The following is a 12,762-nucleotide window of genomic DNA, read 5'->3' as shown; positions in this document are numbered from 1 at the left end:
CCATCACCGGGGAGTCTTCGGAAGAACAGCACTCGCGGCGCTGAGCGGCGAGGCTCAGTAGAACCGAACGGGTGAGCCCGTCACAGCTCATAACGAGAGGTCCGGCAGCTCTGGCCGGACAAGCGGGGTGGTACCGCGGTATCGGCGCACCGGCGCCGGCATCGTCCCCGTGCCAACGGAAACGGCACGAGGAGATGCATCCGCCATGGCGGAAACTTCCAGCAACAGCGCATACCCGCGCGTCGACTTGGGCGTCGGCGGCGGAGCGGCCTTCCCCGAGATGGAACGCCGCGTGCTAGACGCATGGGCGGCCGCCGACACCTTCCGCGCGAGCATCGAAAACCGTTCCGGGGCAGCGGAGTTCGTCTTCTACGACGGACCGCCGTTTGCCAACGGTCTGCCGCATTACGGGCATTTGCTCACCGGATACGTCAAAGATCTTGTCCCGCGTTTCCAGACGATGCGCGGTAAGCGTGTCGACCGGCGTTTCGGCTGGGATTGTCACGGATTGCCCGCCGAGCTCGAGGCAGAAAAGCAGCTCGGTATCACGGGCAAATCACAGATCGAAGCAATGGGCCTCGCCGAATTCAACGCGGCCACTAAATCTTCCGTGCTGCGCTACACCAACGAATGGCGCGAGTATGTGACACGTCAGGCGCGCTGGGTCGACTTCGACAACGACTACAAGACTCTTGATCTCGACTTCATGGAGTCGGTGATGTGGGCGTTCAAGTCGCTGCACGAGAAAGGCCTGATCTACCAGGGTTTCCGGGTGCTGCCCTACAGCTGGTACGAGCAGACGCCGCTGTCGAATCAGGAAACCCGCCTCGACGACGCGTACAAGATGCGCCAGGACCCGGCGGTCACCGTCGACATGGTGCTGCGCGTGCCCGCCGAGCATCCGCTGCACGCGCTCGACGGCGCCAACGCGATCATCTGGACCACCACCCCGTGGACCCTGCCGTCCAACCTCGCGATCGCCGTGCACCCCGATGTGCGCTACGTGCACCTGCGCGGCGCCGACGGCAAGCGCTATCTGCTGGCGGCCGAACGCGTGTCGCACTACACCCGCGAGTTCGGCGACGAGCCGGAGGTGCTCGGCGAGTTCGACGGCGCCGCGCTGACCGACCTGGCCTACACGCCGCCGTTCGACTTCTTCCTCGGCCACCCGCGCGCGCACCGCGTGCTGAACGCCGACTACGTGACCACCGACTCCGGCACCGGAATCGTGCACCTCGCACCGGCCTTCGGTGAAGAGGACATGGATGTCTGCACCGCCAACGGCATCGAGATCGTGCAACCGCTCGATCTGGGCGGCAAGTTCACCTCGATGGTGCCGCCGTACGAGGGCCTGATGGTGTTCGACGCCAACCCGGTGATCATCAAGGACCTCAAGGCCGCCGGGAAGCTGTTGCGGCACGAGACGATCGAGCACTCCTACCCGCACAGCTGGCGCTCGGGTCAGCCGCTGATCTACATGGCGGTGCCGTCCTGGTTCGTCGCGGTTACCAAGTTCCGCGACCGGATGGTCGAGCTGAACCAGCAGATCGACTGGGTGCCCGAGCACATGCGCGACGGCCAGTTCGGCAAGTGGCTGGAAGGCGCGCGGGACTGGAACATCAGCCGCAACCGCTACTGGGGTAGCCCGATCCCGGTGTGGGTGTCCGACGATCCGGCCTACCCGCGCACCGACGTCTACGGGTCGCTCGATGACCTGGAGCGTGACTTCGGTGTGCGCCCGACCGATCTGCACCGGCCGATGATCGACGAGCTGACTCGCCCGAATCCCGATGATCCGACCGGCAAGTCGACCATGCGCCGGGTGCCCGAGGTGCTCGACTGCTGGTTCGAGTCCGGCTCCATGCCGTTCGCTCAGGTGCACTACCCGTTCGAGAACAAGGAGTGGTTCGCCAACCACTTCCCCGGCGATTTCATCGTCGAGTACAACGGGCAGACCAGGGGCTGGTTCTACAACCTGCACGTGCTCTCGACCGCCCTTTTCGACAGTCCCGCCTTCAAAACCGTTGTCGCGCACGGCATCGTGCTCGGTGACGACGGACTGAAGATGAGCAAGTCCAAGGGCAACTACCCGAACGTGAACGAGGTGTTCGATCGGGACGGCTCCGACGCGATGCGCTGGTTCCTGATGAGCTCGCCGATCCTGCGTGGCGGCAACCTCATCGTCACCGAGCGCGGCATCCGCGAGGGTGTCAGCCATGCGCTGCGACCGCTGTGGAACGCATGGACCTTCCTGCAGCTGTACGCCTCGAAACCCGGTACCTGGCGCACGGATTCGCCGCACGTGCTGGATCGCTACATCCTCGCGAAGCTCGCGGAAACCCGTGACGCGATGACCGAGGCGTTCGAGACCTACGACATCGCCGGTGCCTGCGATCAGTTGCGGGGTTTTGCCGACGCGCTCACCAATTGGTATGTGCGCCGGTCGCGTTCGCGCTTCTGGAGCGAGGAACCGGATGCGGTGGACACGCTGCACACGGTGCTCGAGGTAGTCACCCGGCTGGCCGCGCCGCTGCTTCCGCTGATCACCGAGGTGATCTGGCGTGGACTCACCGGCGGCGAATCGGTCCACCTGGCCGACTGGCCCAAAGACGGTGAGCTGCCCGCCGATCCGGAGTTGGTCGCCGCGATGGACGAGGCCCGCGTGGTCTGCTCGACGGTGCTGAGCCTGCGCAAGGCGCAGAACCTGCGGGTGCGGCTGCCGCTGGCCGAGGTCACCATCGCCGCGGCCGATGCCGAGCGGTTGGCGCCCTACGCCGACATCATCGCCGACGAGGTGAACGTCAAGAAGGTCGACCTGACCACCGACGTCGCCGTGCACGGCCGGTTCGAACTGGTCGTCAACGCCCGTGCCGCAGGCCCGCGCCTCGGCAAGGACGTGCAGACGGTGATCAAGGCGGTGAAGGCGGGCGAATGGTCCGAGGGCGCCGACGGCGTCGTCACCGCCGCCGGAATCGCCCTGCTCCCTGAGGAATACACGCAGCGACTGGTCGCCGCCGAACCGGAGTCCACCGCCGCCCTGCCCGGCAATGCCGGCCTGGTGGTGCTGAACTCGGTGGTCACCGAGGAGCTGGAGGCCGAGGGCTGGGCCCGCGACCTCATCCGTGATCTGCAGGAGACCCGGAAGTCGTTGGGGCTGGACGTGTCCGACCGGATCACCGTGGTGCTCGCGGTGCCCGCGGACCGGGCCGCGTGGGCCGAGACGCACCGCGACCTGATCGCGGGCGAGATCCTCGCCACCACCCTCACCCTCGGCGACGTGGGTGCCGACGCCGCCGACCTGGTCGGCGGAGTGCGCGCTCAGGTCACCAAGGCCTGACGGTTCGACATAGCAGGGGCGGGGCCGAAGTCGGTCCCGCCCTTACTATTTCGGCGCTATCCCCGGGCCGGGCTGGGCCGGTCGCGCCGTCGCGTAATTCCCGGGCGGCGGCGCCCAGTGCGCGATCACGCTGTCCCAGCGCCGGTCGCGTCGCTCCTGCTGCTGCGCCGCGACCCCGCGCTTGGCCGCCTTGTAGGCACCCATCAGGCCGGTGCCAGCAACTGCTGCATGATCGCGGCGGAGTCCAGCCAGACGTTCTCCCGGCTGATCTTGTTGTCGCGGACCTCGCAGACGTGCAGTATCCGGAAGCTGATCGGCCGGTTGTTGCCGGGGACGCCGAGGAACATGCCGGTCGCCCTGCCGTGCCACTCGGATTCGTCGACGAAGAAGTCCTCGCCGTAATACCGGTGAATGGACTCCATCTTGTCCTCGCTGATCGCCTCGAACAGGTCGCGGTAGCGCTGCGCGATCGCGGCCGGGTCGCGCAGCGTGCCCTGCGGATCGCCGACGGCGTCGTGCTCGACCTCATCGGCCAGCGTGGCCATGATCGCGTCCACATCGTTGGCTGCCTCGGCCGCACAGTGCCGCTCGAACAGCTCGTCCATCTCTTCTCTGGTCATGACACACGCCCTCCGTAGTGAGATTCTGCTATCGTGGTGAGATGACTTTCTCACGGCGAGACGAGATTCTCAATAGCGGTCGAGCGGCCAATCAAAAGATGCGCACCAGGGAAGCCCTCATCAACGCCGCGCTCGAACTCGCCCGCAACGGTCACTCGCCGTCGATCGCCGAGGTCGCCGAGGCCGCGAAGGTCTCCACCGCCACCGCGTACCGGTACTTCCCGAATCCGCAGTCGCTGTGGTCGGATATGGCCACCCGCCAGGCCGGGTTCACCGGCGGCCATCCGGACTTCCTGGACGACCTGCCCGACGATGTGGAGGCCCGCATCGACCGGGTGGTGCGCGAGTGCTGTGCCTTCCAGTTCGCGGACGAAGTGGTGTGGCGTGGCGTACTCCGGGCAACCCTCGATCGCTGGTTCGGTCAGGTCGATGTGCCTGAGGCGGAACGGGTTCCGGTGCGCGGGGTGACCCGGCTGGAGATGGCGCGGGTCGCGCTGGAGCCGCTGCGTGACACGCTCTCGGCCGAGCGGCTGGAGCGGTTGGTCAATGCGGTCGTGCTGGTGTTCGGCGTCGAAGCCCTGGTCTCCACGCGCGACACCTGCGGGCTCGATCCCGAAGCGGCCACCGAGACGATGAGCTGGGCGGCCCGCGCGCTGGTGCGCGCCGCGGTGGCCGAGGCGCGACCCGTGTGAAGGCCGCACCGCGGCAACGAGTTGCCAGTATTAATCATCAATGTGATGTAGATCACATGCTAGAAATTTGCTGAACTGTTGTCGCAGGTCCGAGCCGCGCGGCAGAATCAGAGTTGGTGCTGTTGTTGCAGATATCGACTTCTGGGGCAGCAGTGAGTTCGTGAACCCAGCGGCTGCGGCTCCTCATGGATGACGCTGCTCGACCCAGGCGTCAGCCGGGACCGCCGGACGGTGACCCGCACGCCGGGCCGCCGGAAGGGACGAGCACGTGAAGAGAAAACCCTTGCGTCGCATCGCTTTCGGATTCCTCCTAGCCACGGCCGCGACATTGCTCCTGGCCGGACCGGGCTGGTCGGACACCGGGAGCGGGACCGGCAGCGCCGAATCCCTGTCCGCCTCCGGTTCGGCCGCGATTCCGCTGCCCAGCTCGCACGGGGTAGGTGCGCTGGCGGCGGCCACATCGCAGACCGGAAAGCCGTACGAGTGGGGTGGCACCGGCCCGTTCGCCTGGGACTGTTCCGGCCTGGTGCAGTGGGCGTTCCGGCAGGTCGGCGTCAACATCCCGCGCACCACATGGGAGCAGGCCAGAGCGGGCGCGCCCGTCCCGTTCTTCGCGCTCTCACCCGGCGACGTGGTGGTGCTGAACACCGACGGCTCGCATGTCGGCATCTACGCGGGCTTCGGTCAGATCTTCAACGCCTACGACTGGGGCGTCCCCGTCGGGCTCAGCCCGCTGCGCCAGTTCGACATCTACGCGATTCGGCGCTTCTAGCCCGCACAACTTCCCGCACCGGAAAATAAATGCGAATTCCGGTGCGGGACAACAGGATCAGTACGGCTCAGTCGGTCTCTTCGACGAGGCTACGCAGCACCGGCGCGTACTTCGGATTGGCCAGTGCCGAGGCGAACTGGGCGACCAGGTAGTCCGCCGGGTTGCCGGTGTCGTACCACCGGCCCTGGATCACCTGGCCGAACACCGGGTTGTCGGCGGCATGCACGTTGATCGCGTCGGTCAGGTAGACCTCGCCGGAGCGGTGCTCGTACCAGGCCCTGGTCTGGGTGCGCAGCTCGTCGATGATGCCGGGGGTGACCACGTAGCCGCCGATCGCGGCGAAGTCCGACGGCGCGTCCTCGGGCTTGGGCTTTTCCCGCAGGCCGGTGATCCGCAGCAGCCCGTTGCCCTGGTCGTCGGCGACCACCGGCACGCCGTAGCGCTGCGACTCGGCCGGGTCCATCGGCATCAGCGCGAGCACCGGGGCGCCGGTCGTCTCGTAGGCGTCGATCAGCTGCTGGGCGCGCGGGACATCGGCGACGAACACGTCGTCCGGCCACAGCACCAGCATCGGTTCGTCGCCCAGATTGCGGGCCGCGTTGAGCACCGGGGTGCCGTTGCCGTAGGGGCCGTGCTGGTCCAGGTAGGTGATGTGGCCGAGCCTGGACAGCTCGCCGACCTCTTCGACGGCGTCGGCGTATGCGGTCTTGCCGTCCGCGCGTAGCTGCGCCACCAGGGCCGGGTTGGGCCGGAAGTGGTCCTGGATCAACGACTTTCCGCTGCTGACCACGATGGTGATGTCGGTGATACCCGACGCGACCAGCTCGCGGACCGTATGTTCGATGACCGGCTTGTCGCCGACCGGCAGCATCTCCTTCGGGATGGCCTTGGTCAGCGGGAGGAGCCGGGAACCGATACCGGCGGCCGGGATCACGGCCTTGCGGATCTTCATGGGTCCGATCATCACATACGAAGCTGGACCGCAAGGGCGGTCCCCGTGCTTCGTCAACTGTTTACCGAAGCCGTGTAGTGCGTGGGCGCGGTCGATATCCGCCCAGGTCGTGGGCCGGTTGTCCGCTCGAGGTCTGGTGTTCGCCGGGTGATAGGCCGCTTGTGCTCTCGACAGGAAATCAACAGCAAGTACGTAGTGACTACCCAGCGTCGGGACCTGTCCGGATCTGTCGGTGCCCGGGCGTAGATTTCCGTTCGTGAGTACCGACAAGGCGATTGTCGCCGACATTCTCGAGCAGCTCGAGCCGCTGGATGTGCGGGCCAGGGCGATGTTCGGTGAGTACGGTCTGTACTGCGACGACAAGCTGGTCGCGCTGATCGCCGACGATCATTTGTTCGTGAAACCCACCGCGGTCGCGACCGACTACGCCGAGGAATCCTGGCTGGCGCCGCCGTATCCCGGCGCCAAGGACTACTACCGGGTGCCTGCCCCGCGACTGGCGGATTCGGCCTGGTTGGGACAGTTCGTGCAGCGCACCACCGACCAGCTGCCGGTGCGCGTACCCAAGTCCAGGAAACCCTCGGCGAAACCACGGTGAGCGAGCAGCATCCGCGCTGGCGCATCGACCTGCGGGGCGCGGTCCCTACCGACGTGCGGGGCGCGGTACCACCCGATGTGGGGAGCGTTGCCGTCGATGTGGGGAGCTCTGTGCGCGCCGACGCGCAGAGCACGGCTCGCCGCTGGGTGCTGCACATCGACATGGATGCGTTCTACGCGTCCGTCGAACAGCTGACCCGGCCCACCTTGCGCGGGCGGCCGGTCCTGGTCGGCGGCACCGGCGGGCGCGGCGTGGTCGCGGGCGCGAGCTACGAGGCGCGGGTGTACGGCGCGCGTTCGGCGATGCCGATGCATATGGCGCGCAGGCTGGTCGGCGTCACCGCGGTGGTGGTGCCGCCGCGCGGCGTCGTGTACGGCACGTTGAGCGGGCAGGTGTTCGACGCGCTGCGCAGCCGGATCCCGGTGCTGGAGACGCTGTCGTTCGACGAGGCGTTCGGTGAGCCCGCCGAACTGGCCGGCGCGACGGTGGCCCGGGTACAGGAGTTCTGCGAGGAACTGCGCGCGGTGGTACTCGAACGCACCGGCCTGACCGCCTCGGTCGGCGCGGGCACCGGCAAGCAACTCGCCAAGATCGCCTCGGCCCTCGCCAAACCCGATGGGGTACGGGTGGTTTCGGCGGTCGAGCAGCCACAGATGCTGGCCGCCCTGCCGGTGCGCAAGCTGTGGGGGATCGGCCCGGTGGCCGAGCACAAGCTGCGCTCGCTCGGCATCGAGACGGTCGGCGCGTTCGCCGCGCTACCGGAATCGGAGGCGATGTCGATCCTGGGTGGCAGCGTCGGCGCCGCGTTGCACCGGCTGGCCCGCGGCATCGATGACCGGCCGGTGGCCGAACGCAATGAGGCCAAACAGATCAGCGCCGAAACCACTTTCGAGACCGACATCGTCACGCTGGCGCACCTGCGCCCGGCCATCGAATCGATGGCGGCGGCCGCGCATCGCCGCCTGATCAAGGATGGTCGCGCCGCCCGCACCGTGGTGCTCAAGCTACGCAAATCCGACATGAGCATCGTGACGCGCTCGTTCACCCTGCCGTACGCGACCGAAGACCTCGTCACGCTCACCACCGCCGCGCAGCGTTCGGCGATCGACCCGGCCGAGCTCGGCCCGATCCGGCTGGTCGGCGTCGGCTACGGCGGATTGTCCACCGTGCGACAGGAATCCTTGTTTCCCGAACTGGATCAGGCGCCGGTCGCCGAGGACTGGGAGCAGACCACCGTTCCTGCCGAAGACAACGCGGCAGGGGAGCCCGCGGCGCGCACGACCCCGCTATCGGTCCCGCTCTGGCACCCCGGCATGGACGTCGAACATCCCGAGCACGGCCACGGCTGGGTGCAGGGCGGCGGCTACGGCGTGGTGACCGTCCGCTTCGAGACCCGCTCGACCGGCCCGGGCCCGGCCCGCACCTTCCCGGCCGACGATCCGAGCCTGACCAGAGCCGATCCGCTGGACAGTCTGCGGTGACGCGGCCAGCGAACGGCTCGACATCGCCGAGCCCACCGCGTACGTTCGCTGCCGACGACATCAGTCTGTCCCGTGTGGGTCCACGCGGTTCTCTGCTGTGCCGGTAGCCTGGGAGCTCGTGCAGCGCCGCCGGTCGGGTGGAGGCTGCCATTGGTGGACATGACACGGACCTACTCGAACGCAAAGGACGAGCAGTTGAAGCTTCGTAAGACTGGCCGCATCGCGATCGCCGGCCTGGCCGTCGTTGCCGCGCTGGGCATGACCGCATGCAGCAGTGACGACAAGGACAGCAAGCCCGCCGCCAAGACGTCGACCAGCGCTAGCGCGTCTGCGTCGGCCAACGCCGCGAACCTGCCGCCCATCCCGACCCCCGCGGAGCTGAACACGGCGCTGGCCCGCGCGCTCGACCCGTCCGTCCCGGCGGCGGAGAAGCTGGACGGCGTCCAGGGCGCCGAGGCCGACCCGACCCTGCCCGATCGTCTTTCCCAGGCCGCCAAGGGTGCCGACGTGAAGATCGAGGTCACCGACGTCTCCAGCTTCGGCGACAGCGTCAACGCGAAGGCCAAGTTCGTCGTCAACGGCCAGGAGAACATCGTCGACGTGCCGTTCGTCGCCGACAACGGCAAGTGGAAGATCCAGAAGTCCTGGGCCTGCGCCATGCTGACCAACCTCGGCCAGACCTCCACGGCCTGCGGCTAAAACGCTTCGTCGCGGCCGACTCCCTGCGAGTCGGCCGCGGCAACGGCCGTTTTGCCCGGTACCGCTCGATTGCCGAATGTGCAGGCTGAGTTGGTGATTCGGGTGCCGGTAGCTGGGACTCTGTGTCGTCCGATGATTTCGCGCTAGCATCCACCGTCGTGACTGTCAGTGACGCTGTGCGTGAGTCCGCCCAACCCTCGGCACAGCGGGGAGATCAGCAGGATCCGGCGGGGCGCCCTGCGGGGACCGCCTCCGGCCGCCTGAAGTTGCTGGCTCTCATCAGCGGGGCCATCGCGGTCCTCGCCGCGGTGTCGCTTCCGTTCCTGCCGGTCCGCCAGGACCAGTCCAGCGTGCAGTGGCCGCAGACGGCCGCGGTCACCTCGGTGACCTCGCCACTGTTGACCTACGCGCCGATGACTCTGTCCGCCGAGATTCCGTGCGCGGCGTTCGGCGCTCTCGCGGGCTCGGGCGGCGTTGTGGTGTCGACGATTCCGCATCAGTCACCCGACGCGGAGCGCTACGGATTCGTCGTCAAAGTCGTCGCCGACGCGCCGGATCGCCCGGGCCGGGTCGACGTGGTGTCGCGCAACATGCTGCTGTGGTCGTCGCCGTTGAGTGCGGTCCGCGATCAGTCCTGCTCGGTCGGCATCGACATGAACACCAAGCAGACCACGGTGTCGGCGCCCGGTCTCGCGGACGCGGACAAGCAGTTCACGAGCGATATCCGCCCGCAGGTCGTCGGCGTCTTCAGTGAGCTCACCGGCGCGGCGCCGGCCGGACTGCACGTGAATGTGCAAGTCGATTCCCGTTTTTCGTCGTCACCGACGCTGCTGAAGCAGGCCATGATCGCGCTCGCCGCGCTGGCGACACTCGTTGCGCTGGTGGCGCTGTATCGCTTGGACAGCCTCGACGGCCGCAGGTCGCGACGGTTCCTGCCCACCCGGTGGTGGCGGTTGCAGCCGCCGGACTACCTGGTGTTCGCGACGCTGCTGGTGTGGCACTTCATCGGCGCCAACACCTCCGATGACGGCTACATCCTCGGGATGGCGCGCGCCTCACAGAGTTCCGGCTTTATGTCGAACTACTACCGCTGGTTCAGTGTCGACGAGGGGCCGTTCTACACGCCGTATACCGACATGATCTCGTTGCTGACCCACGTGTCGTCGGCGAGTCCGTGGGTTCGGTTGCCCACCTTGCTCGTTGGTGTCGTCGCCTGGTGGGTGATCAGCCGCGAGATCCTGCCCCGGCTCGGTATTGCCTTGCGCGCCAACGCGATCGTCATCTGGACCAGCGCACTGGTATTCCTCGCGTTCTGGCTGCCCTACAACAATGGCTTGCGCGCCGAACCTTTTGTGGCGCTTGGCGTTATCCTCACCTGGGCCTCGGTCGAGCGGTCCATCGCCACCCGGCGACTGTTGCCGTACGCGTTCGCGATCATCATCGCGGCGTTCACGTTGACCTGCGCGCCGTCGGGACTGATCTGTCTCGGCGCGCTTGCCGCCGGGGCACGCACGATGACCGCGGTGCTCGTGCAGCGGGCCAAGAACTCCGGTTATCTGACGCTGCTACTACCCGTGCTCGCGGCCGGGACGGTCGTGCTGACCGTGGTGTTCGCGGATCGGACCTTGGCCGGGGCCCGCGAGATGTTCTATGTGCACGGCAGGATCGGCCCCGGCGAGTCCTGGTTCTTCGAGTTCCTGCGCTACCAGTATCTGCTGCAGATCAACTCCGATGGCTGGATCACCCGGCGGTTCGGCATGTTCATGATGCTGATCGGCCTGGTGGTCTGCGTGGTCACGATGCTGCGCCGGGGCGGGCGTATTCCGGGGACCGCCCTCGGACCCGGGCGACGACTCATCGGCATCACCGTCGCCGCAATGGTGTTGATGATGTTCTCGCCGACGAAGTGGACCCACCAGTTCGGCGTTTTCGCGGGACTGGCCGCCTGTGTCGCAGCACTGACCGCTGTATCGATCAGTCCCGCCGTCACGCGCCCGCTGCGCAACCGGGCACTGTTCGCCGCCGGTGTCTTCTTCGCGATGGCGCTGACCTTCGTCGGTGCCAACGGCTACTGGTACGTGTCGGCGTGGGGAATTCCGTGGTGGGACAAGCCGCCGACATTCGCGGGCTTCGGACTGTCGACCTTCGCCGCGGGGCTTTCGGTGCTGGCGCTTGCGGTCGCGGCCTGGTTCCACATTCGCCCGGAGTCGCTGTATTCGCCGACCCCGTCGGCTACGCCTCCTGCCGCCCCCCGACCGCGTCTCGGCTTGGTGCCGGGTTGGATCGCGCGCGTTCCCGTGCTCGCTGTCGTCGCAGCCGCCATGGTGTTGTTCGAGGTGGTGTCGTTCGCGAAAGCGGCAGTGGCGCAGTACCCGTCGTATTCGATAGCGCAATCGAACCTGTCCGCGGCCTTCTCCGGCGGCTGCGGGATGGCCGACGACGTGTTGATCGAGACAGATCCCAACGCGTCGATGTTGCGCCCGCTGGCAGGCTCTGCCGCGACGGCGCTCGCCGGTGCCGACGCGACCGGCTTCACGCCGAACGGGGTGGCGACCGATCTCACCTCTGATGAGGTCGAATCCACCACGGGCAAGGCGAATTCCGTCGCCAGCGCCGACTCCGGGGACAAGGCTGATCCGAAGGCCGGGTCGAAATCGCCTGGGTCCGAGACCGGCACGTCGGGTGCCGGCATCAACGGCAGCAGTGTCCCGCTGCCCTACGGCCTGGATCCGGCGACAACCCCGGTGCTCGGTAGCTATCGGGAAGGCACCCAGGTGCCGGCCGAGCTGACATCAGGGTGGTATCGACTTCCCAACGCCACCAACGGAAGTCGCGGCGACATCATCTCGATCGCGGTCGCCGGGCGGATCCGCCACGTCGACAGCGACGGCATCGTGCATCCCGGTCAGGACCTGCGCGTCGAGTACGGCCGCGCCGGAACCGACGGCACGGCTACCGCGCTCGGCAGTGTGGACCCGATCGACATCGGGCCGTCCCCGACATGGCGCAACGTGCGCGTTCCATTCGACCAGCTGCCCGGCGACGCGGACGTCGTCCGGATCGTCGCGAGCGACAAGGATCTCGGCAAGGACCAGTGGCTTGCGGTGACCCCGCCGCGCGTGCCGCAGACGAAAACCATGACCGCCGTGGTCGGTTCGCGGACACCGGTGCTGCTGGACTGGGAGGTCGGCCTGAACTTCCCTTGCCAGAACCTCGTTCCCACGCACGCGGGTGTCGGCGACCTGCCCGCGTACCGAATCCTGCCGGACCGCAACGGTGCGACCATCACCAACCTCTGGCAGGCCCACGACGGTGGCGGCCCGCTCGGCTGGACCCAACTGCTCTTCACCGCTCGCGCCCTGCCCACTTATCTGGACAAGGACTGGGACCGGGACTGGGGCTCGATCGAGCAGTACCTCCCACTCGACCCCAACGCCCAGCCCGCACACGTCACCATCGACAAAACCCAACGCTGGGGCACCTGGACCCCCGGCCACATCAACACCGACTGGTAGCGAACGGATCTCGTCGGCTGGGTCTGTGCGCGGCCGCATGGACCCGGCTGTGCTGTGCTGACGCGGGTTTGCACTGGTGTAACGGAGTATTCGATC

10 protein-coding genes are annotated in these 12,762 nt (G+C 67.4%); 7 read left to right on the top strand and 3 right to left on the bottom strand.

All coding sequences use genetic code 11. The annotated features are described in order from the left end of the window. The first annotated feature begins 205 nt into the window (after nt 1-205). Nucleotides 206-3,337 (top strand): isoleucine--tRNA ligase, encoded by a 3,132-nt coding sequence (gene ileS, locus ACFWF1_RS27765; protein ID WP_379287136.1) that lies wholly within the window; start codon nt 206-208, stop codon nt 3,335-3,337. Nucleotides 3,338-3,382: 45 nt separating this feature from the next. Here ileS and ACFWF1_RS27760 read toward each other — a convergent pair whose 3' ends face one another. Both ACFWF1_RS27760 and ACFWF1_RS27755 read right to left on the bottom strand, forming a co-directional pair. Continuing rightward, on the bottom strand, nt 3,383-3,541 hold the full coding sequence (locus ACFWF1_RS27760) for a hypothetical protein (RefSeq protein WP_379287137.1): 159 nt from the start codon (nt 3,539-3,541) through the stop codon (nt 3,383-3,385). Beyond that, on the bottom strand, nt 3,541-3,957 hold the full coding sequence (locus ACFWF1_RS27755; protein ID WP_379287139.1) for an ester cyclase: 417 nt from the start codon (nt 3,955-3,957) through the stop codon (nt 3,541-3,543). Before ACFWF1_RS27755 ends, ACFWF1_RS27760 begins: the two co-directional genes overlap by 1 nt. A 41-nt stretch (nt 3,958-3,998) precedes the next feature. Here ACFWF1_RS27755 and ACFWF1_RS27750 point away from each other — a divergent pair, with 41 nt between their 5' ends. Together ACFWF1_RS27750 and ACFWF1_RS27745 are read left to right on the top strand one after the other, a co-directional pair. After that, nucleotides 3,999-4,649 (top strand): TetR/AcrR family transcriptional regulator, encoded by a 651-nt coding sequence (locus tag ACFWF1_RS27750; protein ID WP_379287140.1) that lies wholly within the window; start codon nt 3,999-4,001, stop codon nt 4,647-4,649. Between the two features lie 268 nt (nt 4,650-4,917). Then, nucleotides 4,918-5,421 (top strand): NlpC/P60 family protein, encoded by a 504-nt coding sequence (locus ACFWF1_RS27745; protein ID WP_379287142.1) that lies wholly within the window; start codon nt 4,918-4,920, stop codon nt 5,419-5,421. A 67-nt stretch (nt 5,422-5,488) separates the two neighbouring features. Here ACFWF1_RS27745 and ACFWF1_RS27740 read toward each other — a convergent pair whose 3' ends face one another. Next, entirely contained in the window at nt 5,489-6,373 is an 885-nt protein-coding gene (locus ACFWF1_RS27740) for a UTP--glucose-1-phosphate uridylyltransferase (protein ID WP_379287144.1), read from the bottom strand. A gap of 256 nt (nt 6,374-6,629) precedes the next feature. Between ACFWF1_RS27740 and ACFWF1_RS27735 the strand changes: the two genes are divergently transcribed. The 4 genes from ACFWF1_RS27735 (at nt 6,630) to ACFWF1_RS27720 (ending at nt 12,666) form a co-directional block, all read left to right on the top strand. Further along, nucleotides 6,630-6,971: a TfoX/Sxy family protein gene (locus tag ACFWF1_RS27735; RefSeq protein WP_379287146.1), complete on the top strand. Its 342-nt coding sequence runs from the start codon at nt 6,630-6,632 to the stop codon at nt 6,969-6,971. Nucleotides 6,972-7,132: 161 nt separating this feature from the next. Then, nucleotides 7,133-8,452, top strand: coding sequence for a DNA polymerase IV (locus ACFWF1_RS27730; protein WP_379287222.1), 1,320 nt, complete (start codon nt 7,133-7,135; stop codon nt 8,450-8,452). 195 nt (nt 8,453-8,647) lie between these two features. After that, nucleotides 8,648-9,151, top strand: coding sequence for a hypothetical protein (locus ACFWF1_RS27725; RefSeq protein WP_379287147.1), 504 nt, complete (start codon nt 8,648-8,650; stop codon nt 9,149-9,151). Nucleotides 9,152-9,309: 158 nt separating this feature from the next. After that, nucleotides 9,310-12,666: an arabinosyltransferase domain-containing protein gene (locus tag ACFWF1_RS27720; protein WP_379287149.1), complete on the top strand. Its 3,357-nt coding sequence runs from the start codon at nt 9,310-9,312 to the stop codon at nt 12,664-12,666. The last annotated feature ends 96 nt before the right edge of the window (nt 12,667-12,762 follow it).

The organism is Nocardia sp. NPDC060255 (genome assembly GCF_042727395.1).
Classification (GTDB): domain Bacteria; phylum Actinomycetota; class Actinomycetes; order Mycobacteriales; family Mycobacteriaceae; genus Nocardia.
Note: the sequence above shows the minus strand (reverse complement) of the source record. Positions and strands in the feature narration are given on the sequence as shown.